The following is a 22,467-nucleotide window of genomic DNA, read 5'->3' on the forward strand; positions in this document are numbered from 1 at the left end:
ACTTCAGGCCCGGAGTGTGGTGAGGAGCCGCTGAAGCGCCCCGCCCAGGCCCCACTGCCCGGCAAGCGCTTCCAGGGCGGCCGGGTCGCGCGGCTCGCGGGGGAGCGCCGGGTCGAAGTCGGGCAGCGGCACGTCCGCCGCCACCCGCACGACCTTCGGCGCCACCGCCACATAGTCCCGCGCCTCGTCCAGCCGCTTGCGCTGCGAGGGCGTGAGCTTCGCCTTCGGGTCGTCCACCGCCGCCATGATCCCGGCCAGATCCCCGTACGCGTCCAGCAGCTTGGCCGCCGTCTTCTCGCCGATGCCGGGCACGCCCGGAAGCCCGTCGCTCGGGTCGCCGCGGAGGAGGGCCAGGTCGACATAGCCCGCGCCGTCCACCCCGTACTTCTCGCGGAGCCACGCCTCGTCGGTCAGCTGGAGCGTGCCGACCCCCTTGAGCGGATAGAGCACCCGTACCTGCCGGGCGTCGTCGACCAGCTGATACAGATCGCGGTCGCCGGTCACGATGTCCACCGGGCCGGTCGCGCGGGCGGTGAGCGTGCCGATCACGTCGTCCGCCTCGTACGGAGTGACGCCGACCCGGGCGATCCCCAGCGCGTCCAGCACGTCCTCGATGATCGGGACCTGCGGGGAGAGCGTGTCCGGAATCTCCTCCTCGTCCGTCTGCCCGGCAGGTGTCTCCTCGGCCACCCGGTGCGCCTTGTACGTCGGGATCAGGTCCACCCGCCACTGCGGGCGCCAGTCGTTGTCCCAGCAGGCCACCAGCTCGTCCGGCCGGTGGTCCTGCACCAGGCGGGCGATGAAGTCGAGCAGCCCGCGCGCGGCGTTGACCGGGGTCCCGTCCGGTGCGCGCACCGAGTCGGGGACGCCGAAATAGGCGCGGAAGTAGAGGGAGGCGGTGTCGAGGAGCATCAGGCGTCGCGTCACGGAACCGATGATGCCCCACGCCACTGACAGTCGCCGCCGCTGGCTCCCGGTGACCGAAAACCATCGCTGAAGTGAGCTGGATCACTCTTCCGTTTGGTCCGTGTAAGGACGGGCAGGCGCGCCACCGGAGCGAACCACGTCCCTTTTTTCACCGGGTGCGTGCCATGCGGGCCGAATCCGCACCGCTCCACGGTCTGCCGGCGGGGGTGGCAGACCGTTTTTCAGTTCAACCCGTGAGGTGCATGTGTCAAGGCTGCAAGCCGAAAACTTGTACAAAGTGTTCGGCCGACGACCCGATCAAGCCGTCCGGAAGCTGGAGGACGGCGCGGACCGCGACGAACTCCGCGCCGACGGAACGACCGCAGCGGTGATCGACGCCTCCTTCACGGTGGAGCCGGGCCAGATCTTCGTGGTGATGGGGCTCTCCGGCTCGGGCAAGTCCACCCTGCTGCGGATGCTCAACGGGCTCCTCGAACCCACCGCCGGACGCGTGCTCTTCGACGGCCAGGACCTGACCGCCCTGGCCCCCCGCGAGCTGCGCCAGGTGCGCTCCACCAAGATCAGCATGGTCTTCCAGCACTTCGCGCTCTTCCCGCACCGGAGCGTCCTGGACAACGCCGCGTACGGCCTGGAGGTCCAGGGCGTACCCAAGGCCGAGCGGATCGAACGCGCCGCCGAGGCCCTCCAGCTCACCGGCCTGGCCGGCTGGGAGAACTCCTGGCCCGACGAGCTGTCCGGCGGTATGCAGCAGCGCGTCGGCCTCGCCCGCGCGCTCGCCACCGACGCCGACCTGCTCCTCATGGACGAGTCCTTCAGCGCGCTCGACCCGCTGATCCGCCGTGACATGCAGGACCAGCTCCTGGAGCTCCAGAAGCGGCTGAAGAAGACCATCGTCTTCATCACCCACGACCTCAACGAGGCCATGCGCCTGGGCGACCGGATCGCCGTGATGCGCGACGGGCGGATCGTCCAGCTCGGCACCGCCGAGGACATCCTCGTCACTCCGGCCAACGACTACGTCGCCTCCTTCACCCAGGACGTCGACCGCTCCCGGGTCCTCACCGCGGGCGCCATCATGGCCGAACCGCACACCGTGATGGGCTCCACCACCGAGGCCGGCACCGAACTGCGCACCCCGCAGGACGTCCTCGCCGCCGCCCCCGCCACGGTCGGGGAGTCCACGCCGGTCATCGAGCTGTTCGGGCCCTGCTCGACGAGCGCGGACCCGGTGGCCGTCACCGACGCCAAGGGCAGGCTCGTCGGCGTCGTCCCCGGCTCCCGGCTGCTCGCCGTCCTCGGCGACCCGATGACGCCCACGGAATCACCGCAGGCCACGGCCTCCGACAACGATGCCGTGAAGAACGGCGACGGCAAGAACGACGGAGTGAAGAAGGTGGCCCGTGTCTAGGCTCCCTCTCGGTGACTGGGTCGACTCCGCCGTCGACTGGCTGCAGACCCATCTCGCCTGGCTCTTCGACGCGATCAGTACGGTCGTCGGGGGCATGTTCGACGGCATAGCCGCCGTCCTCTCCGCCCCCACCCCCTCCTCTTCGCCGGTATCGTCGCGATCATCGCCTGGTGGCTGCGCGGGCTGCCGGCCGGGCTGCTGGCCTTCGCCGGGTTCACCCTCATCGACTCCGTCGAGCTGTGGGCCGAGGCGATGGACACCCTCACCCTGGTGCTCGTCGCGACCCTCGTCACGCTGGCCATCGCCGTACCGCTCGGCATCTGGTCCTCCCGGTCCAAGACCGTCAGCGCGATCATCCGGCCGGTCCTGGACTTCATGCAGACCATGCCCGCCATGGTCTACCTGATCCCCGGCGTCATCTTCTTCGGCGTCGGTGTGGTCCCCGGCATCATCGCCACCATCATCTTCGCGCTGCCCCCGGGCGTCCGGATGACCGAACTCGGCATCCGCCAGGTCGACGGCGAACTCGTCGAGGCGGCCGAGGCGTTCGGCACCACCTCGCGCAACACCCTGCTGCGCATCCAGCTCCCGCTGGCGCTCCCCACGATCATGGCGGGCATCAACCAGGTCATCATGCTGGGCCTTTCCATGGTCGTCATCGCGGGCATGGTCGGCGGCGGCGGCCTCGGCGGCTCCGTCTACCGGGCGATCGGCAACATCGACGTCGGTCTCGGCTTCGAGGCGGGCATCTCCATCGTCATCCTCGCCATGTACCTGGACCGGATGACCGGGGCGCTCGGCCGCGAGGTCTCCCCGCTGGGCCGCCGCGCCGCCGCCAAGGCCCAGGCCGCCGCCGAGGGCTGGAAGATCTGGACGTACCGTCCGCAGCCCGTCGTCGCGGTCGCCGGCATCGTCGCCCTCGCGCTCGTCGCGGGCGGCATGGGCGTCTTCGGCGGCTCCGCCAAGGACACCACCGCCTCCGGCACCGCGCAGATCGGCGCGGGCAAGAAGGTCAGCATCGGCTACATCCCCTGGGACGAGGGCATCGCCTCCACGTACCTCTGGAAGGAGATGCTGGAGCGGCGCGGCTTCGAGGTCGACGTCACCCAGTACGAGGCCGGGTCGCTCTACACCGGTATGGCCAACGGCCAGATCGACTTCCAGACCGACTCCTGGCTCCCCGTCACCCACGCCAGCTACTGGGAGAAGTACCAGGACCGCCTGGACGACCTGGGCGCCTGGTACGCCCCCACCTCGCTGGAGCTGGCCGTCCCGGCGTACATGAAGGACATCAAGTCCATGGAGGACCTGAAGGGCCGGGCCTCCGAGTTCAAGGGCCGGATCGTCGGCATCGAGCCCAGCGCCGGTGAGATGGGCCTGCTGAAGTCGAAGCTCCTGCCGGGCTACGGCCTGGACAAGGAGTACAAGCTCATCGACGGCTCCACCCAGTCCATGCTGGCCGAGCTGAAGCGCGCGTACGCCAAGAAGGAACCGATCGTCGTCCCGCTCTGGTCGCCGCACTGGGCCTACAACGAGTACGACCTCACCAAGCTGGCCGACCCCAAGAAGCTCTGGGGCGAGGGCGACGGTGTGCACACCCTCTCCCGCAAGGGCTTCGCGAAGGACCAGCCCGAGGTCGCGCAGTGGCTCAAGAGCTTCAAGATGACCGAGAAGCAGCTCACCAGCCTCGAGGCAGAGATCCAGAAGACCGGCGCGGGCAAGGAGCAGGAGGCCGTCCGCATCTGGCTGGAGGCCAACCCGGGCGTCGCGGACAAGTGGACCCCGGTCCCCGAGGGCACCGAGAAGGCGCAGGCCGCCGGGGCGCAGCAGGTCGCCGCGGGCGGGAGGAGCTGAACGAGAAGCAGCTCGGCGGTCTGGAGAACGAGATCCAGAAGCGCGGCGCGGGCCACGAGGAGGAGGCCGTGAAGGCCTGGATGGCCGACAACCCGGGCATCGCGGACACCATGGCGCCCCTGTAGAGGCTCCGGTCCGGTAAAAGCGCAGGTGAGGGGTGGGTGCCGCCGACGGGCGGGGCCCACCCCTTCCGGCTGTCCGAGGGCCGATTACCGGACGTCTTGCGCAACCATGTGCGTAAGGTGCTGGCAGCCGGGAGGATGGCTGAGGCGGGAGGGAGCCGTTCATGGACGACAAGGACACACCGCGGGTGGGTGCCGCGGTCCGCCGCAGACGCCGCACCCTGGGCCTCACGCTGGCCGCGGTCGCCGAGCGCAGCGGGCTCTCCGTGCCCTTCCTCAGCCAGATCGAGAACGAGCGAGCCCGTCCCAGCGCCCGCTCCCTCGACCGGGTCGCCGAGGCCCTGGAGACCACCACCTCCCGGCTGCGGGCCGCCGCCGACTCGGCCCGCGCGGTCGACGTCGTACGGGGCGAGGAGGGCGACGGCATCCGCCGGGTGGTGCGCGGCCGCCACCAGCTCAGCGCCCTGGAGTTCACCGGCGAGATCGACCTCGGGCGCGAGTTCCAGCACCGCAACGACGAGCTGATGTACGTCGTGGAGGGCGCCGCCGAGGTGGAGGCGGAGGGCCAGGCGTACCGGCTGGAGCGCGGCGACACCCTGTTCCTCTCCGGCGGTGTACGGCACCGCTGGCGCGCCACCCGCCCCGGCACCCGGCTCCTGCTCGTCGCCGTCGCGGAGCACATCGACGCCACGTACGACTCGCGCCGCTGAGAGACCGGGAGAGACAGGGGAGCGGGAAGTGTCCGAAGTGCCGGGAGCGCCGGAAGCATCAGGAGCACCGGGAGCGTCCGACGTGCCGAACCGGCCCGGAGGAGCGTCCGACGAGACGGCACGCGGGGGCGCGTCAGACGTGCCGAACAGGCCCGGAGCGCCGAACGTGCCCCCGCGTGTCGTCTCCCTGGTCCCCTCCCTCACCGAGGCCGTCGCCGCCACCGCCCCCGGGCTGCTCGTCGGCGTCACCGACTGGTGCACGCACCCGGCGGATCTCGCCGCCGCCCGCATCGGCGGCACCAAGAACCCGGACGTGGCCGCGATCACCGCCCTCGCCCCGGATCTGGTGATCGCCAACGAGGAGGAGAACCGCGCCCCCGACCTCGCCGCACTGCGGGCGGCCGGGCTGGACGTCCTGGTCACCGGGATCCGCACCCTGGAGCAGGCCTTCACCGAGCTGGACCGGGTTCTCACCGCCGGCTGCGGCCTGCCCCGCCCCCGCTGGCTGGACGAGGCCGAGGCCGCCTGGGCCGCGCTCCCCGCGCCCTCGGGCGACCCCCGGCCCGCCGTCGTACCGATCTGGCGCCGCCCCTGGATGGTGCTCGGCTCCGACACCTTCGCCGGGGACCTGCTGGCCCGGCTCGGGGTGCGCAACGTCTACGCGGACCATGCCGAGCGCTACCCGCGCATCCCGCTCGACGAGCTGAACGCGTCCGGTGCCGAGCTGGTCGTCCTGCCGGACGAGCCCTACCGCTTCACCGCCGACGACGGGCCCGAGGCCTTCCCCCGCCTGCCCGCCGCCCTCGTCGACGGCCGCCTGCTCACCTGGTACGGGCCGTCGCTGGCGCGGGCCGCGCGGGAGCTGCCGTCAGCGCTCCGCTGACCACCCCGCGTACGGTCCGCACCCCGGCCACCGCCCACGCCACCACCAGGAACACGTACAGCGCCACGGCCAGCCAGGTCAGGGCCTCCAGCCCGGTGTGCCGGGCCAGTCCGGCCGCCCCCGTCACACACGTACCGACGGGGAAGGTGAACGCCCACCAGGTCATCGCGAACCCCATGCCGTCCCGCGCCGCCCTGATCACCATCGCGCCCGCCAGCGCCAGCCACAGCACCGCGAACCCCATCACCGGCACCCCGTAGAGCACGGCGAACGCGCCGAACGCCGAGGCGTAGGGGCTCGTCACCGCCCCCGGAGCCGCGTCGGCCAGCTGGTTGACGGCGGTCGTCGACTGGCCCAGCGGCCCCAGCACCAGGAAGAGCGTGGGGGTCAGCGCGAGCGGCAGGGGACCGTGGTGGACGAGCCGGGCGAAGACCAGCGGCAGCACCACCAGCGTGGCCAGCAGGGAGAGCCCGAACATGGCGTAACAGGCCAGCAGCAGCGCCTCCCGCCCCTGCCCCTCGGGCACATGGGCCACCAACAGCGCACCCTGCGTGGCCGAGACCATCGGGGCGACCAGCGGCAGCAGCCAGACCGGCGACGCGGTCCCCGGCGCCGGACGGTGCCGTACGACCATCAGATACGGGACCACCACGGCGGCCCCCAGCCCGATCGCCGTCCCCGCGACGAAGAGCACCACGTCGACGGCGAGCGCGGCCCGTGCGCCGATGACGTCCGCCCCCACCGTCAGCGTCGCCCCGCCGACCGCCAGCAGCGCCATGGAGAGGCACCCGTAGAAGGGGGCGACGGCCGGGTCCAGGAGGTGGGTGCGGGCCTGGTCGCGGTGGTGGAGCCAGTGCCCGGCCCGGGCGGCGAGGACGGCGGCCAGCAGGAGGGCGGAGAGCCCCCAGACGACGGTGCACGCGGTGCGGAGACCGGGCACGCCGACCGGGAGCGCCGCCCCGGCGGCGGCCACGATCGCGGTGCCCATGACGCTCGCGTACCAGTTGGGGCCGATGTGCCGCAGGGCGGGCAGCCGTGGCTGCGCACCGGCCGGGCGCGGGCTTTCCGGGCGCGTACCGGCGTCCGGACGCCGACCGTCCGGAGAGGGGAGAGGAGCGGTGCCGGGGGCCGACAGGGGGGCGCTGGTCTGCGGAAAGATGGCCATGCCACGATTCTTCGCCCGCCCTCCCGGGCCCACCAGGGACTCCACCCCTATGAGGTCATAAGGTGACTTTATGAGCAGTGAACCGCCCGTGCCCCCCACCCCCCTCTCCCACCGGGTCCCCGACCTCGGGGCGCTGGAGCTGCTGCTCGCCGTCGCCCGCCACGGCAGCCTCGGCCGGGCCGCCAAGGACCTCGGCATCACCCAGCCCGCCGCCTCCAGCCGCATCCGCTCCATGGAGCGCCAGCTCGGCGTGGCCCTGCTCGACCGCTCCCCGCGCGGCTCCCGGCTGACCGGCGCGGGCGCCCTCGTCACCGACTGGGCGCGCCGCGTGGTGGAGGCCGCCGAGGCGTTCGACGCGGGGGCGCAGGCGCTGCGCGACCGGCGGGACTCCCGGCTGCGGGTCGCGGCCAGCATGACGATCGCCGAATACCTGCTGCCCGGCTGGCTGATCGCCCTGCGCACCGACCGCCCGGACACCGCCGTCTCGCTCCACGTCGGCAACTCGGCGGACGTCGCCCGCCGCCTGGTGACCGGCGAGGCCGACCTGGGCTTCGTCGAGGGCCTGTCGATACCGGAGGGCCTGGACGGCACGGTCATCGCCCACGACCGCCTGGTCGTCGTGGTCGCCCCCGCCCACCCCTGGGCCCGCCGCCGTACCCCGCTGCTCCCCGACGAACTGGCCGCCACCCCGCTGATCCTGCGCGAGCACGGCTCCGGCACCCGGCAGGTCCTGGACGCGGCCCTCGCCGTCCACGGCGGGCTCGCCCAGCCCCTGCTGGAACTCTCCTCCACGACCGCCGTGAAGGGCGCGGCGGAGAGCGGCGCCGGACCGTGCGTCCTGAGCGAACTGGCCCTGGGCGAGGAACTGTCCGCCCGCCGCCTGGTCAAGATCCCGGTCGCGGGCGTACGGCTGCGCCGCCAGCTGCGGGCCGTCTGGCCGGCGGGCCACCGCCCCACGGGCCCGGCCCGCGACCTGCTCTCCCGCACCGGCCGGAGCGGGGTGCCGGGTGCCCCGTAGCGGCTTCGAACCCCCGGCGGCCGCCGCCTAGAGTGGCCCCATGACCTTCGCGCCGCCGCCCGGCTGGTACCCGGACGCGGGCACACCCGGCACCGAGCGCTGGTGGGACGGCACGGCCTGGACCGCGCACACCCGCCCGCTCGGCGCCGCCACCGCCCCGTACGAACCGGCCCCACAGCCGTATGCGTCCGAGTCGGCCCGACAACCGTACGCACCGCAGACGTTCGGGCCCCCGCAGCCCGCTCCCCGGGGCGGCGGCCGGACGAAGGTCCTGGCGATCGCCCTGGCGGGCCTCATCGTCCTGGGCTCGGCCGTCACCGCCGTCGTCCTGCTGGGCCGCGACGACAGCGGTACGCGAGCGGCCCCGGCCCCCAGCCCGCCCGCCCCGGCCGCCACCACACCCGCCCCCTCCGCCACGCCCTCCTCGGAGGACGGCGCCCCGGGAGACGACCCCGCCGTCCTCGTCGACCAGCTCAACGGGATCACGCTGGCGGTGCCCGAGGGCTGGGAGAAGGCGAAGACCTCCACCGGCGGCGTCCCCACCATGCGGACCGCCGTCTCCTACGACTGCCCCGGCACCTCCGGCTTCTGCTACCGGGGCACGGTCTCCACCCGGACCGCCCGCGCCGACCAGACCGACCCCAAGGCCATCGCGGAGGCCGACATCACCACGGCCGCCGACAAGGCCTACGAGGAGGACACCCTCGGCCGGCGCACCCACGGCGGGATCACCTCCCACCAGGTGCTCAAGGAGGGGCCGGTGGCGGTCGCCGGGCGCACCGGCTACCTGGTGCGCTGGCGGGTCGTCACCGGGAAGGGCCCCGGCGGGGTGGTGCAGTCCGTGGCGTTCCCCTCGACGGCGGGCGCCGGGACCCCGGTGATCGTCCGGTTCGCCTTCGACGCGGACCGGCCGGAGCTGCCGCTCCCCCTGATGGACACGATCACCCGGTCCATCCGCCCGATCGGGGACAGCACGACGAACGGCGGCGTGGGCTCGACGATCGGCCCCTGAGCCTTCCCGTCGACCTCAGGGCCCCCTGAGCCCTCCCGCCGAGCTCAGAGGAAGGTCTTCCCTTCCCCTCGATACGTCGGAACGGTCGCCGTGATCCGGTCGCCCTCGATCAGCTGGAGCGCGTCGAAGCGCTCGCACAGCTCACCGGCCTTGGCATGCCGGAACCAGACCTTGTCCCCGATCAGCAGATCGTCGGCGGGGGAGCCGAGCAGCGGCGTCTGGACCTCGCCCGCGCCCTCCTGCGCGTCGTAGCGCAGCCCTTCGGGGAGGTACGGGACGGGGGAGCGGTCCGCGCCCGCCGCCCCCGACGCCGGGTAGCCGCCGCCGAGCACCGTCACCACGCCCACGCCGGGCCGCCGCACCACGGGCTGGGCGAAGAGGGCGGCCGGGCGGGCGGTGAACGAGGTGTAGTTGTCGAAGAGGCGGGGCACGTAGAGCCCCGACCCGGCCGCGATCTCCGTGACCGCGGCCTCGGCCGCCGTGTGCTGCACACTGCCGGTGCCGCCGCCGTTGACGAACTCCAGCTCCGGCGCGACCGCCCGCACGGCCCGCACCACCTCGGCCCGCCGGACCGCCAGCTCCTTGCGGGCGGCGGCCTGCATCAGCCGGATCGCCCGGGACCGCAGCGGCCGCCCGGCCACCGCGTCCCCGACCCCGGCGACATGCCCCTCGTACGCCATCAGCCCCACCAGCCGGAACCCCGGCCGGCGCGCCACCGAGCGGGCCAGCTCGGCGAGTTGGGCGGGAGAGCGCAGGGGAGAGCGCAGCGCGCCGATCCTGATCCGGCCGCCCAGCAGCCGCAGCGAGGTGTCCAGCTCCAGGCAGACCCGGATCTCCTCCCGCCCACCGGCCCGGGAGGCGTCGATCAGCTCCAGCTGGGAGTGGTCGTCCACCATCACCGTCACGGCCGCGGCCAGCTTCGGGTCGGCGGCCAGTTCCGCGAAGGCGGCCCGGTCCGCCGACGGATACGCCAGCAGGACGTCGTCGAACCCGGCCCGCGCCAGCCAGAGCGACTCCGCCAGCGTGAACGACATGATCCCGGCGAACCCGGGCCGCGCGAGCACCCGCTCCAACAGGGCCCGGCACCGCACGGACTTGCTCGCCACCCGGATCGGCTTCCCGCCCGCCCGGGCCGCCAGATCGTCGGCGTTGTCGTCGAACGCCTCCAGATCGACGATCGCCAGCGGGGCGTCGAGATGGGCGGTGGCCCGGTCGTACCGGGCCCGGTCGGCGGCGCGGGCAGTCATGGCCGCAGCTTGCCAGAGAGCGCTACCCCTGGGTAGGGGACGTTCGGGGCAGATCGGCCGAGGCCGGACGTCCCGTTCCCCGCCGTACGCCCGCAGCCCGTAGAGTGACGGGCACGCGAGCACCAACGCACCTGACGGTGGCGGTGATCCGTGGTCGGTACGGGAAGTGAACCAGGGGGCCGGATGAGTACCGAAGCGCAACGCGCTCCCGTACCCCCGCGCCCGACGTCCCCACCGCCTTCCGCTTCCCTGGCGGTTCCCCCTCCGCCCACGGCTCCGGCCCCCTCGGCCCCGGCGACAACCCCGCAGGCCGCTGCCCGGCCGACGGCCCCGCAGGCGCCCGCGCAGCCGACGGAGTCGGTACCTTCCGCTTCCGCCCCGCGGTCCTTTACCCCACCGGCGCCCGCCGCTCCGCCGACGGCGCGGACGGACTCTGCGGCGACCACGCCCGTGCCCGCCGCCCCGCCCACACCACCGAACCCGGCAGACGCCCCCGTGCCCCCGCAGGCGCCCCCGCCCGCCGGAGCCGACGCCCCCACCCGCCCGGGGCCGTCCGAGCCCCCTGTCCTCAGCCCCTACCCCACCCACCCCGGCCCGCCCCCCGCCTTCACCACCCGGCGCAGGCCCGTCGGGGCCGTGGACCTCACTCCCGCGCAGGGGGCCGCCCCGCAGCCGCCGCCTCCGGGCGCGTACCGCGTACCGGCGCGCTACGGCTACCCCGAGACGCCCGTCGAGACCACCACCCGGCTGCGGCCCGTCCCGTCGGGGCGGCAGCGGTGGCGGGCTGCCTCGGCGGCGGCCTGTGTCGTGCTCGGGCTCGGGCTGATCGGCGGGGCGGCCACCGGGGCCTGGCTGACCGGGGACTCCTCGGCCGAGCCGACCCGGACCCCGTACGCCACCGGCCGTACCGTCTGGCACAGCGTCCCCGTCGACACGCTCTTCCCGCCCACCCTCAAGGGCACCGGCGCCGGGCCCGGCGGGACCAACCGCACCTGGATCCGGCTCTCCGTCGCCCCGGACAGCGACTGCTCCCAGGGGCTCGACCCGCTGCTGCGCACCACCCTGCGCTCCGTCGGCTGCGAGCGGATGGTGCGGGCCACCTACACCGACGTCACCCGCTCCTCCGTCACCACCGTCGGCGTGGTCGTCACCGAGGCCGACGAGGCCGGGATGCAGGCCCTGAGCACCCGGTTCACCGAGCAGAGGCTCGCCGGGCGCAAGGACCTGATGCCCCGTACGTACGCCCCCGAGGGCACCCTCGCCGCCGGGTTCGGCGACCGGCAGCGGGCCAGCTGGACCGTCCGGCCGCTCACCGAGATCCCCGTCGTCGTCTTCGCCGTCTCCGGCTTCGCCGACGCCCGTACCGTCCCCGAACCGCAGCCCGCCGACGCGGCCACCGAGACGGGCGCCGACACGGACATCGCCCAGGCCGGGCTCGGCCACGAGGCCAAGGGCATCGCGGACCGGGTGGAGCGAGGGCTCCGCAAGACCGTCACCGACCTCGTGGAGCCCCCCGCATGACCCGACGACGACCCCACCGCGTCCTCGCCGCGGTCTGCGCCGCCGCCGTCCTCGCGCTCACCCCCGCCGCCCCCGCCCACGCGGACGCCATCCGCGACCAGCAGTGGGCCCTGGCGGCCCTGCACACCGACCGCGCCTGGCAGACCACGAAGGGCGCGGGCATCACCGTCGCCGTCCTGGACACCGGCGTCGACGGCTCCCACCCCGACCTGGTCGGCCAGGTGCTCCCCGGCAAGGACCTCGTCGGCTTCGGCGCCACCCGCGGCGACTCCTCCTGGGCCCTGCACGGCACCGCGATGGCCGGGATCATCGCCGGACGCGGCAACGGCCCCGGCCGCGCCGACGGCGTCCTCGGCATCGCCCCCGAGGTCAAGATCCTGCCCGTCCGGGTCATCCTGGAGTCCAAGGACCCCGCCCGCGCCAAGGCCCGCAAGACCCGCGGCACCGCCCTCGCCGACGGCATCCGCTGGGCCGCCGACAACGGCGCCGACGTCATCAACCTCTCCCTGGGCGACGACAGCGAGTCCGCCCACCCCGACCCGGGCGAGGACTCCGCCATCCAGTACGCCCTCTCCAAGGGCATCTCCGTGGTCGCCTCGGCGGGCAACGGCGGCGAGAAGGGGGACCGGATCTCCTACCCGGCCGCCTACCCCGGCGTGATCGCGGTCGCCGCCGTCGACGAGTACGGAACCCACGCCTCCTTCTCCACCCGCCGCTGGTACGCCACCGTCAGCGCGCCCGGCGTCGACATCGTCGTCGCCAACCCGGACGGCCACTACTACATCGAGTGGGGCACGTCGGCGGCCGCCGCGTTCGTCTCCGGAGCCGTCGCCCTGGTCCGCGCGGCCCACCCCGGCCTCGACCCCGCCCAGATCAAGAAGCTTCTCGCGGACACCGCCCGCGACGCCCCCGACGGAGGCCGCGACGACGCCCGGGGGTACGGGATGGTCGACCCGGCGGAGGCCATCGAGGCGGGCTCCCGGCTGCGCCCCGGCGACCTCGGCGCCCAGGCCGCCCCGGCGGGCCACCGCGAGAAGTACTTCGGCCCCGGCCCCACCCCGCCGCCCGCCGACGACGACCCGGTCAACTGGGCCGCCCCGCTAGCCGGCGGCCTCGGCGCGGCCCTGCTGGCAGCGGCGGTCGTCCTCTGGCGCGGCCGGAACGCCCCCGGCCGCTACTGAGCCGCCACCCCTGGCGGCCTGGCCCCGACCCCAGGCACTACGCTCGTCCCGTGGCGCTCAAGAACATTCCGGACCCCGGTTTCTCCGACGACGACGGCTCGGCCTCTCCCGCCCTGACCGGCGCACTCGACGCCTGGTCGAAGGACCGCACCGCCGTCGGCCCGGTCCTCACCGCCCTCCGGGAGGCCCGGCTCCTCGTTCCCGTCGTCGCCGTCCTCGGTGAGGTCGAGGAGGACGAGAACGGGCTGCGGCGCGAGAAGACCAGCGACATGGCCGTCCCCACCCTCAAGGCCGGTGACCGGCGTGCGCTGCCCGCCTTCACCTCGACCGACTCGCTGGCCCGCTGGGACCCCGAGGCGCGCCCCGTCGCCGTACCGCTGCACCAGGCGCTGCAGGCCGCCGCGCACGAGAAGGCCGACACCCTGGTGCTGGACCTCGCCGGACCCGTCGCCTTCGAGCTGAGCGGCCAGGCGCTCCTGGCCCTGGCGGAGAACCGGACCACCACCGACCCGCTCCAGGACCCGGCGGTGCTCGACGCCGTACGGGACGTGGTCGCCGCCGAGCCCGCCGTGCTCCGCGCCCACCTGGGCCCGGGCCGGGCGGACGGCACCCTCGCCCTGGTCCTCGCCCCGGACGCGGTCCCCGCCGAGGCGGCCCGCCGGGTGGCCGAGGCGCTCTCCGCCAGCGAGGCGCTGAGGGCCCGGCTGGTCGGCGGCCTGGACCTGGCCCTGCTCCCGGCCGGAGCCGCCGCACCGGGGGAGCCCCTCTTCAGCCGCTGAGCCCGCGCACGCTCTTACAGGCAAGCCGCTGAGCCCGTACACGACCGAGCCCGCCACCCCTGCGAAAGGGGCGGCGGGCTCACATACGTACAGTCCGAGAAACTAGCCGTAGACCGGGCCCGTGTACTTCTCGCCCGGACCCTGGCCCGGCTCGTCCGGCACCAGCGAGGCCTCGCGGAAGGCGAGCTGGAGGGACTTCAGGCCGTCGCGCAGCGGCGAGGCGTGGAAGGTGCTGATCTCCGTGGTGGAGGCGTCCAGCAGCCCGGCCAGGGCGTGGACCAGCTTGCGGGCCTCGTCCAGGTCCTTGTGCTCCTCGCCCTCCTCCGTGAGGCCGAGCTTCACCGCCGCCGCGCTCATCAGGTTGACGGCGACCGTCACGATGACCTCGACGGCGGGGACCTCCGCGATGTCGCGGGCCATGGCGTCGAAGCCGGGGTTCTCACTGCTGGTGGGGGTCGCGTCGCTCATGCCCACACGATAAGGCCCGGGTGCCGGGTCCCCGTCCCCGGGAGGCCCGGCACCCGGGGATTAGCGCCTCCGCAGGTCGGCTGTTAACCTGTAACAACGACCGGCCGGACACCTGAGTGCCCGGCCCACAAGTGGAGGCTCCGATCTCCCACCTGGCCGTCCGCACCGGACGGCGGGTCACCGGTCAGGCGGTCCCCATCGTTCCGTACGGACGATGGAGCCGCCCGATGCGCCCCGCGGTTCACCGTGGCGGTGCTCCGGTAGTTCCAGGAGCCCCGCCTGTGTCCCGTCCGGGGCATTTTTGCGCTTCCGGCTCGGTTGGTCTTGACGTTACAGACGTTACGCGGCTGTCCGCCAGGCGGTCGCGTGGTGCTACCGAGGAGGATCCATCAGCGCCGAGCCCCGCATCAACGACCGGATTCGCGTTCCCGAGGTCCGACTTGTCGGTCCCAGTGGCGAGCAGGTCGGGATTGTTCCGCTTGCCAAGGCCCTGGAACTCGCACAGGAGTACGACCTCGACCTGGTCGAGGTGGCGGCGACAGCCCGTCCGCCCGTGTGCAAGCTCATGGACTACGGGAAGTTCAAGTACGAGTCGGCCATGAAGGCCCGTGAGGCGCGCAAGAACCAGGCGCACACGGTCATCAAGGAGATGAAGCTCCGGCCGAAGATCGACCCGCACGACTATGACACCAAGAAGGGTCACGTCGTCCGGTTCCTCAAGCAGGGCGACAAGGTCAAGATCACGATCATGTTCCGTGGTCGTGAGCAGTCCCGTCCCGAGCTGGGCTTCCGACTGCTCCAGCGTCTCGCTTCGGACGTGGAGGACCTGGGCTTCATCGAGTCCAACCCGAAGCAGGACGGCCGGAACATGATCATGGTTCTGGGCCCGCACAAGAAGAAGACCGAAGCCATGGCCGAGGCCCGCGAGGCCCAGGCCGCCCGCAAGGCGGGGCGTCAGGGTTCGACCGACGCCGCGTCCGAGGACGGCGCCGCCGAGGCTTCGGGCGAGACACCTTCCGAGGCGTGACCTCAGGGGTCGCCACCCAGGCGGCCCCGGGTCCCCCCGGAACCCCATAGAGACTGACGCCCCTGCAGTCCGGTGCCCCGCACCGTGAGGGGCGCCACTGACGAGGAGAGAACGGCGCGATGCCGAAGAACAAGACGCACAGCGGTGCCAGCAAGCGCTTCAAGGTCACCGGCTCCGGCAAGGTGCTCCGCGAGAGGGCCGGCAAGCGCCACCTGCTCGAGCACAAGTCGTCCAAGAAGACCCGCTCGCTGACCGGCACGGTCGTCGTGGCTCCGGCCGACGCCAAGAAGATCAAGAAGCTTCTCGGCAAGTGAGGTCCGGCCCCCGGCCCGTCCCGGGGGCACGACCTCGATCACACCGGGACCAATTCGTTTCCGGGCCGTGTGAAGACACCCACGGCCCCGCTACAAGGAGTTAACAAGTGGCACGCGTCAAGCGGGCAGTCAACGCCCACAAGAAGCGCCGGGCGATCCTCGAGCAGGCCAGCGGCTACCGCGGTCAGCGTTCGCGCCTGTACCGCAAGGCCAAGGAGCAGGTCACCCACTCCCTGGTCTACAACTACAACGACCGCAAGAAGCGCAAGGGCGACTTCCGTCAGCTGTGGATCCAGCGCATCAACGCCGCTGCCCGCCAGAACGGCATGACGTACAACCGCCTCATCCAGGGTCTGAAGGCCGCCAACATCGAGGTGGACCGCAAGATCCTGGCCGAGCTCGCGGTCAACGACGCCAACGCGTTCGCCGCCCTCGTCGAGGTCGCCCAGAAGGCCCTCCCGAGCGACGTCAACGCCCCGAAGGCCGCCTGATCCAGGCACCGCTTTCCAGGTAGTACGTGAACCGGACCCGCAGGCGCCCGCCGCCTGCGGGTCCGGTGCGTTGCCGCCACCGCGCCCCACGGCCGTACGCCCGCCGTACGCCCTTTCCCGCGCAGACCCCACCGCCGTACGCCGCCGTACGCCGATCCCACCGCCGCACACGCAGAGCAGAGAGGCCCGCCGCCGACCATGGGCACCCCCGAACTGATCTCCCCGCGCTCCCCGCGCGTCGCCGCCGCCCGCCGGCTGGCCCGCCGCAACTTCCGCGGCAAGGAGCGCAGGTTCATCGCCGAGGGGCCCCAGGCCGTCCGCGAGGCCGCTGCCCACCGGGGCGGTGACGGACAGCCCACCCTCATCGAACTGTTCGCCACCCCCGAGGCCGCCGAGCGGTACGCCGACATCGTCGCCGCCGCCCACACGGCCGGTGCCCGGGTCCACCTGGCCGGTGACGACGTCCTCGCGGACGTCTCGCAGACCGTCACCCCGCAGGGCCTCATCGGCGTCTGCCGCTTCCTGGACTCCCCGTTCCAGGAGATCCTGGACGCCCGACCCACCCTGGTGGCCGTTCTGGCCAACGTCCGCGACCCCGGGAACGCCGGTACGGTACTGCGCTGCGCCGACGCGGCGGGCGCCGACGCGGTGGTGCTCACCGACGCCTCGGTGGACCTCTACAACCCCAAGTCCGTACGGGCGTCGGTCGGTTCGCTCTTCCATCTGCCCGTCGCCGTCGGCGTCCCCGTCGAGCAGGCCGTGCAGGGGCTCCGGGACGCGGGGGTGCGCATCCTCGCCGCCGACGGGGCCGGGGACGACGACCTGGACGACGAGCTGGACGCGGGCACCATGGGGACCCCCACCGCCTGGGTCTTCGGCAACGAGGCCTGGGGGCTGCCCGAGGAGACCCGGGCGCTCGCCGACGCCGTCGTCCGCGTCCCCATCCACGGCAAGGCGGAGAGCCTCAACCTGGCCACCGCCGCCGCCGTCTGCCTCTACGCCTCCGCCCGCGCCCAGCGCCCGCGCCGCACACCGGAGGAGTAGCCTCGGCTTTCCGGCGCGTACGGGCCCTGCCCCGGACGCGTGACCCCGCGCTCCCCGACGCGTACGGCCCCGCACCGGGTGCGTCACCGGGAGCCTGTCCGACGATCCGTCACCGAACGGTCCCGGCCATTCGCGTACGTCGTCCACCGGCGCACTCCCTCCGCGCGCCCCCGCAGAGTGTCGCCGGTTCCCCGACGGCTAGTAGGGTGACGAACTCGGGGGCCCACTGCACCGGTTCGAGAGGTGGGGATACGGGAATTATGGCTGTCGGCATGAGCTCGCCGGGACCGGCGCACACCGCCGCCGCGCGCGTGGACGGCCCCGGCATCGACCCCGACGACCTGCCCGACGGGCTCGTCGTCGCCGACGAGAACGGTCGCGTCGTCTGCTTCAACGCCGCCGCCGCCCGCATCACCGCCACCCCCCGCTCCCAGGCCCTCGGCCGCCCCCTGGAAGTGGCCCTCCCGCTGGAGGACCTCAAGGGCAAGCGCTGGTGGGCGCTGACCGACCCGTACGGCGGCCTCGCCACCCGGGGCGGCCAGCCCGAGCGGAACCTGCTGCTGCCCGGCGGCCGTGAGGTGCTGGTCTCCGCCCGTTACGTACGCGAGCACCCCACCGGGCCCGTACGCCGGGTGGTCGTCTCGCTGCGCGGCACCGAGGCCCGTCGGCGTACCGAACGCAGCCACGCCGAGCTGATCGCCACCGTCGCCCACGAGCTGCGCTCCCCGCTCACCTCGGTGAAAGGGTTCACCGCCACCCTGCTCGCCAAGTGGGAGCGGTTCACCGACGACCAGAAGCGGCTGATGCTGGAGACCGTCGACGCGGACGCCGGACGGGTCACCCGACTCATCGCCGAGCTGCTCGACATCTCCCGTATCGACTCCGGGCGGCTGGAGCTGCGCCGCCAGCCCGTCGACATCGCCGCCGCCGTCGCCCGCCACATCCAGGCGCTCATGGCGGGCGGCCAGGCCCCCGACCGCTTCCGGGTCCGCGCCCGGGGGCCGCTGCCCGACCTCTGGGCCGACCCCGACAAGATCGACCAGGTCCTCGGGAACCTCCTGGAAAATGCGGTGCGCCACGGCGAGGGAACCGTCACCATCGATATCGCCCCCGCACCCGCGCCGGGCGGCTGCGACGAGATGGGAACGGCGGTCACCGTGAGCGACGAAGGCCCCGGCATCCCCGAGGAGTCGATGGGCCGTGTCTTCACCCGCTTCTGGCGGGGGAGCAAGCGCGGCGGCACCGGCCTCGGCCTCTACATCGTCAAGGGCATCGTCGAGGCGCACGGCGGCACGATCACCGTCGACCGGGGGCCCGGCGGCGGGGCCGAGTTCCGATTTATTCTGCCCGTGAGCGCGCCCGCCTATCTGAACTAGAGGGGTTTGCGAAGCAATCAGGCAGGGTGGCGGTGGGCGACGGGAGGGCGTGAGCAGCCCACGGGCTCCCCGACCGTCCTGCGGCCCTTAGACTCGACCTTTGGCACCTTTGCGTCCAGCGGTCTCCAGCCGGGTCGCGCCACCAGCCAATCGGAAGCACGGGAAGAGATGTCGGCACCGAACAAGTCGTACGACCCAGTCGAGGTCGAGGCACTGAAACCGGAAGAGATCGAGCGCATGCGGGACGAGGCGTTCGCCGCCTTCGCCGCCGCCGGTGACCTCGACGCGCTCGCCCAGGCGAAGACCGCGCACACCGGAGGTACCTCGCCCCTGTCGCTCGCCAACCGCGAGATCGGCGCCCTGCCCCCGCAGGCCAAGGCCGAGGCGGGCAAGCGCGTGGGCCAGGCCCGCGGCGCCGTCTCCAAGGCGCTGGCCGCCCGCCAGGCCGAGCTGGAGGCCGAGCGCGACGCCCGGGTGCTCGTCGAGGAGGCCGTGGACGTCACACTGCCCTACGACCGCACCCCGGCCGGCGCCCGCCACCCCCTGACGACGATCATGGAGCGCGTCGCGGACGTCTTCGTCGCCATGGGCTACGAGATCGCCGAGGGCCCCGAGGTCGAGGCGGAGTGGTTCAACTTCGACGCCCTGAACTTCGTGCCCGACCACCCGGCCCGCCAGATGCAGGACACCTTCTTCGTCCGGGGCACCACGGCCGACGGCAAGGCGACCGAGGGCGACGAGTCCGGTGTCGTGCTCCGTACGCACACCTCGCCCGTCCAGGCCCGCTCGCTCCTGGAGCGCAAGCCGCCCGTCTACGTGGTCTGCCCCGGCCGGGTCTACCGCACCGACGAGCTGGACGCCACGCACACCCCGGTCTTCCACCAGATCGAGCTGCTCGCCGTCGACGAGGGCCTCACCATGGCCGACCTCAAGGGCACCCTCGACCACATGGTCCAGGCGCTCTTCGGGCCGGACATGAAGACCCGTCTGCGGCCGAACTTCTTCCCGTTCACCGAGCCGTCCGCCGAGATGGACATGGTCTGCTACGTCTGCCGCGGCGAGTCCGTCGGCAACCCCGACCGCCCCTGCCGCACCTGCGGCAGCGAGGGCTGGATCGAGCTGGGCGGCTGCGGCATGGTCAACCCCAAGGTGCTCACCGCCTGCGGTGTGGACCCCAAGAAGTACAGCGGATTCGCCTTCGGGTTCGGCATCGAACGGATGCTGATGTTCCGCCACAACGTCGAAGACATGCGAGACATGGTCGAGGGTGACGTCCGGTTCACCCGGCCGTTCGGGATGGAGATCTGATGCGCGTCCCGCTTTCCTGGCTGCGGGAGTACGTCGACCTGCCGGAGACGGAGACCGGCCGTGACGTACAGGCCAAGCTCGTCTCCGTCGGGCTCGAGGTCGAGACCGTCGAGCAGATCGGCGCGGGCCTCAAGGGCCCCCTGGTCGTCGGACAGGTCCTGACCATCGAGGAGCTGGAGGGGTTCAAGAAGCCCATCCGCTTCTGCACCGTCGACGTCGGCACAGCCAACGGCACCGGCGAGCCGCAGGAGATCGTCTGCGGCGCCCGTAACTTCTCGGTCGGCGACAAGGTCGTCGTGGTCCTCCCGGGCGCGGTCCTGCCCGGCGACTTCGCGATCGCCGCCCGCAAGACGTACGGCAAGACCTCCCACGGCATGATCTGCTCCACCGACGAGCTGGGCATGGGCGACGACGGCACGCACGGCATCATCGTGCTGCCGCCGGAGCACGAGGTCGGCACCGACGCCATCGAGCTGCTCCAGCTCGTCGACGAGGTCCTCGACATCGCCGTCACCCCGGACCGGGGCTACTGCCTGTCGATGCGCGGGGTCGCCCGCGAGACCGCCACCGCGTACGGGCTGCCGCTGCGCGACCCGGCGCTGCTGGACGTGCCCGCGCCCAATGCGTACGGCTACCCGGTCCAGATCTCCGATCCGATCGGCTGCGACCGCTTCACCGCCCGCACCGTCACCGGTCTCCAGCCCGAGGCCCGCTCCCCGATCTGGATGCAGCGCCGCCTGCAGAAGGCCGGGATGCGCCCGATCTCGCTGGCCGTCGACATCACCAACTACGTGATGCTGGAGTTGGGCCAGCCGCTGCACGCCTACGACCGCAACCGGGTCGACGGGCCGATCGGCGTCCGCCGCGCCACCCAGGGCGAGAAGCTCACCACGCTGGACGGCACCGTCCGCGTGCTGGACGCCGAGGACCTGGTCATCACCGACAACCGCGGGCCGATCGGCCTCGCGGGCGTCATGGGCGGCGCCAACACCGAGATCGCGGACGCGGACGGCGAGCACGCCCTCACCACCGAGGTCGTGATCGAGGCCGCGCACTTCGACGCGATCTCGATCGCCCGTACCGCGCGCCGCCACAAGCTGTCCTCCGAGGCGTCCAAGCGCTTCGAGCGGGGCGTCGACCCGCAGGCCGCCGCCGCTGCCGCGCAGCGCACGGTGGACCTGCTGGTCCTCCTCGCGGGCGGCACCGCCGAGGCCGGGGTCACCGAGATCACCGCCCCCTCCGCCCCGCGCACCATCGCGATGCCCGCCGACCACCCGGACAGGGTCGCGGGCGTGGCGTACGGCCGCGAGACCGTCGTCCGCCGCCTCCAGGAGGTCGGCTGCGACGTCTACGGGCAGGACGAGCTGATCGTCACCGTCCCGTCCTGGCGGCCCGACCTGAACGAGCCGAACGACCTGGCCGAAGAGGTCATCCGCCTGGAGGGCTACGAGAACCTGCCCTCCACCCTCCCCACGCCCCCCTCCGGCCGTGGCCTCACCGACCGCCAGCGGCTCCACCGCCGCATCGGCCGGGTGCTGGCCGGAGCCGGTTACGTCGAGGCGCTGAGCTACCCGTTCATCGGGGACGCCGTCCTGGACCAGCTCGGTCTGGAGAAGGACGACGCCCGCCGCCGTACGGTCACGCTCGTCAACCCGCTCTCCGACGAGGAGCCCTCGCTGCGCACCACGCTGCTGCCGGGCCTCCTCGGCGCACTGCGGCGCAACGACGGCCGCGGCAGCCACGACCTGGCGCTCTTCGAGACGGGCCTGGTCTTCCGGCCCACCGGCGAGGAGACGCCCGCCGTCCGGCTGCCCGTCGACCGCCGCCCCACCGACGAGGAGATCGCCGGACTGAACGCGGCCCTGCCGCGCCAGCCGCGCCGCGCCGCCGTCGTCCTCGCGGGCGCCCGCGAGCAGGCCGGCTGGTGGGGCAAGGGCACCCCGGCCACCTGGGCGGACGCCGTCGAGGCGGCCCGCTCGATCGCGGCCGAGGCAGGCGTGGAGGTCACCGTCCGCGCCGACCAGCACGCCCCGTGGCACCCGGGCCGCTGCGCCGCGCTGTACGTCACCGTGAACGGCGAGGAGACCCTCTTCGGACACGCGGGCGAACTCCACCCGCGCGTGATCAAGGCGCTCCACCTGCCGGAGCGGACCTGCGCCGCCGAGGTCGAGCTGGACGTCCTGGAGCAGGCCGTGGACGGAGCGCTCCAGGCGCCCCGGATCTCCACCTTCCCGGTGGCGACCCAGGACGTGGCGCTCGTCGTCGCCGGGGACGTCCCGGCCGCCGACGTGGAGCGGGCGCTGCGCGAGGGCGCGGGTGAACTCCTCGAATCGCTGCGGCTGTTCGACGTCTTCACCGGCGAGCAGATCGGTGAGGGCAACAAGTCCCTGGCGTACGCGCTGCGCTTCCGCGCCGCCGACCGCACGCTGACCGTCGAGGAGGCCTCGGCCGCCCGCGACAGCGCGGTGGCGCTGGCCGCCGAGCGCACGGGCGCGGTGCTGCGCGGGGCGTAGCACCCCCTGGGCGTTGAGAAGGGGCGTATCCGGCCACCGGATACGCCCCTTCTCCTTCTCCCGCCGGGCGGCGGAGGGACCGCACGCGGACCGGACACG

Annotated in this window: 19 protein-coding genes and 1 pseudogene; 16 read left to right on the forward strand and 4 right to left on the reverse strand. The window is 73.2% G+C overall.

Annotated features, from left to right (window positions below; genetic code table 11):
* Positions 1 to 3: 3 nt before the first annotated feature.
* Positions 4 to 912 (reverse strand): 5'-3' exonuclease, encoded by a 909-nt coding sequence (locus DJ476_RS29035; protein ID WP_181006528.1) that lies wholly within the window; start codon positions 910 to 912, stop codon positions 4 to 6.
* Between the two features lie 259 nt (positions 913 to 1,171).
* On the opposite strand from DJ476_RS29035, the gene DJ476_RS29040 reads away from it, so the two are divergent.
* From DJ476_RS29040 to DJ476_RS29060, 4 genes and pseudogenes are all read left to right on the forward strand, one after another.
* Positions 1,172 to 2,335 carry a quaternary amine ABC transporter ATP-binding protein gene (locus DJ476_RS29040; protein ID WP_112491893.1) on the forward strand — a complete coding sequence of 388 codons (1,164 nt, stop codon included), beginning with the start codon at positions 1,172 to 1,174 and terminating at the stop codon, positions 2,333 to 2,335.
* Positions 2,328 to 4,189 (forward strand): annotated as a pseudogene (locus DJ476_RS29045) (ABC transporter permease/substrate binding protein). The gene DJ476_RS29040 and the pseudogene DJ476_RS29045 overlap by 8 nt, the downstream one beginning before the upstream one ends.
* Positions 4,190 to 4,475: 286 nt before the next feature.
* Positions 4,476 to 5,021 (forward strand): helix-turn-helix domain-containing protein, encoded by a 546-nt coding sequence (locus DJ476_RS29055; protein ID WP_018487858.1) that lies wholly within the window; start codon positions 4,476 to 4,478, stop codon positions 5,019 to 5,021.
* 166 nt (positions 5,022 to 5,187) lie between these two features.
* On the forward strand, positions 5,188 to 5,904 hold the full coding sequence (locus tag DJ476_RS29060) for a helical backbone metal receptor (RefSeq protein ID WP_112491894.1): 717 nt from the start codon (positions 5,188 to 5,190) through the stop codon (positions 5,902 to 5,904).
* On the opposite strand, the gene DJ476_RS29065 is transcribed toward DJ476_RS29060, so the two are convergent.
* Positions 5,843 to 7,069 (reverse strand): TDT family transporter, encoded by a 1,227-nt coding sequence (locus tag DJ476_RS29065; RefSeq protein ID WP_241565572.1) that lies wholly within the window; start codon positions 7,067 to 7,069, stop codon positions 5,843 to 5,845. The genes DJ476_RS29060 and DJ476_RS29065 overlap by 62 nt on opposite strands.
* Positions 7,070 to 7,139: 70 nt before the next feature.
* Between DJ476_RS29065 and DJ476_RS29070 the strand changes: the two genes are divergently transcribed.
* Entirely contained in the window at positions 7,140 to 8,087 is a 948-nt protein-coding gene (locus tag DJ476_RS29070; RefSeq protein WP_070204768.1) for a LysR family transcriptional regulator, read from the forward strand.
* A 40-nt stretch (positions 8,088 to 8,127) separates the two neighbouring features.
* Positions 8,128 to 9,099 (forward strand): DUF2510 domain-containing protein, encoded by a 972-nt coding sequence (locus tag DJ476_RS29075; RefSeq protein ID WP_112491895.1) that lies wholly within the window; start codon positions 8,128 to 8,130, stop codon positions 9,097 to 9,099.
* Between the two features lie 44 nt (positions 9,100 to 9,143).
* Here DJ476_RS29075 and DJ476_RS29080 read toward each other — a convergent pair whose 3' ends face one another.
* Positions 9,144 to 10,346 (reverse strand): amino acid deaminase/aldolase, encoded by a 1,203-nt coding sequence (locus DJ476_RS29080; protein ID WP_103418363.1) that lies wholly within the window; start codon positions 10,344 to 10,346, stop codon positions 9,144 to 9,146.
* Positions 10,347 to 10,982: 636 nt separating this feature from the next.
* Here DJ476_RS29080 and DJ476_RS29085 point away from each other — a divergent pair.
* From DJ476_RS29085 to DJ476_RS29095, 3 genes are read left to right on the forward strand one after another with little or no spacing between them, the layout of a single operon-like run.
* Positions 10,983 to 11,867 (forward strand): hypothetical protein, encoded by an 885-nt coding sequence (locus DJ476_RS29085; RefSeq protein WP_112492654.1) that lies wholly within the window; start codon positions 10,983 to 10,985, stop codon positions 11,865 to 11,867.
* The gene (mycP, locus tag DJ476_RS29090; protein ID WP_112491896.1) at positions 11,864 to 13,048 is read left to right on the forward strand and encodes a type VII secretion-associated serine protease mycosin; all 1,185 of its coding nucleotides are present in this window, start codon (positions 11,864 to 11,866) and stop codon (positions 13,046 to 13,048) included. The genes DJ476_RS29085 and mycP overlap by 4 nt, the downstream gene beginning before the upstream one ends.
* Positions 13,049 to 13,098: 50 nt before the next feature.
* A complete protein-coding gene (locus tag DJ476_RS29095) occupies positions 13,099 to 13,827 on the forward strand; it encodes an SseB family protein (RefSeq protein WP_112491897.1) in 729 nt (242 codons plus the stop codon).
* Between the two features lie 102 nt (positions 13,828 to 13,929).
* Here DJ476_RS29095 and DJ476_RS29100 read toward each other — a convergent pair whose 3' ends face one another.
* Positions 13,930 to 14,295: a DUF1844 domain-containing protein gene (locus tag DJ476_RS29100; protein WP_070204774.1), complete on the reverse strand. Its 366-nt coding sequence runs from the start codon at positions 14,293 to 14,295 to the stop codon at positions 13,930 to 13,932.
* 388 nt (positions 14,296 to 14,683) lie between these two features.
* Between DJ476_RS29100 and infC the strand changes: the two genes are divergently transcribed.
* The 7 genes from infC (at position 14,684) to pheT (ending at position 22,368) form a co-directional block, all read left to right on the forward strand.
* Positions 14,684 to 15,322 (forward strand): translation initiation factor IF-3, encoded by a 639-nt coding sequence (gene infC, locus DJ476_RS29110; protein ID WP_079167683.1) that lies wholly within the window; start codon positions 14,684 to 14,686, stop codon positions 15,320 to 15,322.
* 119 nt (positions 15,323 to 15,441) lie between these two features.
* The gene (gene rpmI, locus DJ476_RS29115; protein WP_019762413.1) at positions 15,442 to 15,636 is read left to right on the forward strand and encodes a 50S ribosomal protein L35; all 195 of its coding nucleotides are present in this window, start codon (positions 15,442 to 15,444) and stop codon (positions 15,634 to 15,636) included.
* Positions 15,637 to 15,743: 107 nt separating this feature from the next.
* Positions 15,744 to 16,127, forward strand: coding sequence for a 50S ribosomal protein L20 (gene rplT, locus DJ476_RS29120; RefSeq protein ID WP_018103794.1), 384 nt, complete (start codon positions 15,744 to 15,746; stop codon positions 16,125 to 16,127).
* A 198-nt stretch (positions 16,128 to 16,325) separates the two neighbouring features.
* Positions 16,326 to 17,171 (forward strand): TrmH family RNA methyltransferase, encoded by an 846-nt coding sequence (locus DJ476_RS29125; RefSeq protein ID WP_112491898.1) that lies wholly within the window; start codon positions 16,326 to 16,328, stop codon positions 17,169 to 17,171.
* A 260-nt stretch (positions 17,172 to 17,431) separates the two neighbouring features.
* Complete coding sequence (locus DJ476_RS29130; protein ID WP_112491899.1) at positions 17,432 to 18,547, forward strand: sensor histidine kinase; 1,116 nt, start codon at positions 17,432 to 17,434, stop codon at positions 18,545 to 18,547.
* Between the two features lie 168 nt (positions 18,548 to 18,715).
* Complete coding sequence (pheS, locus tag DJ476_RS29135; protein WP_019762411.1) at positions 18,716 to 19,855, forward strand: phenylalanine--tRNA ligase subunit alpha; 1,140 nt, start codon at positions 18,716 to 18,718, stop codon at positions 19,853 to 19,855.
* Positions 19,855 to 22,368, forward strand: coding sequence for a phenylalanine--tRNA ligase subunit beta (gene pheT / locus DJ476_RS29140; protein ID WP_112491900.1), 2,514 nt, complete (start codon positions 19,855 to 19,857; stop codon positions 22,366 to 22,368). Before pheS ends, pheT begins: the two co-directional genes overlap by 1 nt.
* The last annotated feature ends 99 nt before the right edge of the window (positions 22,369 to 22,467 follow it).

Source organism: Streptomyces bacillaris, assembly GCF_003268675.1.
Classification (GTDB): Bacteria; Actinomycetota; Actinomycetes; order Streptomycetales; family Streptomycetaceae; genus Streptomyces; species Streptomyces bacillaris.

Excerpts from the sequence above, each read along its gene's own strand:
- DJ476_RS29035 (WP_181006528.1), bottom strand. The coding sequence starts at position 912 with ATGCTCCTCGACACCGCCTCCCTCTACTTCCGCGCCTATTTCGGCGTC.
- DJ476_RS29055 (WP_018487858.1), top strand. The coding sequence starts at position 4,476 with ATGGACGACAAGGACACACCGCGGGTGGGTGCCGCGGTCCGCCGCAGA.
- DJ476_RS29065 (WP_241565572.1), bottom strand. The coding sequence starts at position 7,069 with ATGGCCATCTTTCCGCAGACCAGCGCCCCCCTGTCGGCCCCCGGCACC.
- DJ476_RS29070 (WP_070204768.1), top strand. The coding sequence starts at position 7,140 with ATGAGCAGTGAACCGCCCGTGCCCCCCACCCCCCTCTCCCACCGGGTC.
- DJ476_RS29075 (WP_112491895.1), top strand. The coding sequence starts at position 8,128 with ATGACCTTCGCGCCGCCGCCCGGCTGGTACCCGGACGCGGGCACACCC.
- DJ476_RS29080 (WP_103418363.1), bottom strand. The coding sequence starts at position 10,346 with ATGACTGCCCGCGCCGCCGACCGGGCCCGGTACGACCGGGCCACCGCC.
- mycP (WP_112491896.1), top strand. The coding sequence starts at position 11,864 with ATGACCCGACGACGACCCCACCGCGTCCTCGCCGCGGTCTGCGCCGCC.
- DJ476_RS29100 (WP_070204774.1), bottom strand. The coding sequence starts at position 14,295 with ATGAGCGACGCGACCCCCACCAGCAGTGAGAACCCCGGCTTCGACGCC.
- rpmI (WP_019762413.1), top strand. The coding sequence starts at position 15,442 with ATGCCGAAGAACAAGACGCACAGCGGTGCCAGCAAGCGCTTCAAGGTC.
- DJ476_RS29125 (WP_112491898.1), top strand. The coding sequence starts at position 16,326 with ATGGGCACCCCCGAACTGATCTCCCCGCGCTCCCCGCGCGTCGCCGCC.
- DJ476_RS29130 (WP_112491899.1), top strand. The coding sequence starts at position 17,432 with ATGGCTGTCGGCATGAGCTCGCCGGGACCGGCGCACACCGCCGCCGCG.
- pheS (WP_019762411.1), top strand. The coding sequence starts at position 18,716 with ATGTCGGCACCGAACAAGTCGTACGACCCAGTCGAGGTCGAGGCACTG.
- pheT (WP_112491900.1), top strand. The coding sequence starts at position 19,855 with ATGCGCGTCCCGCTTTCCTGGCTGCGGGAGTACGTCGACCTGCCGGAG.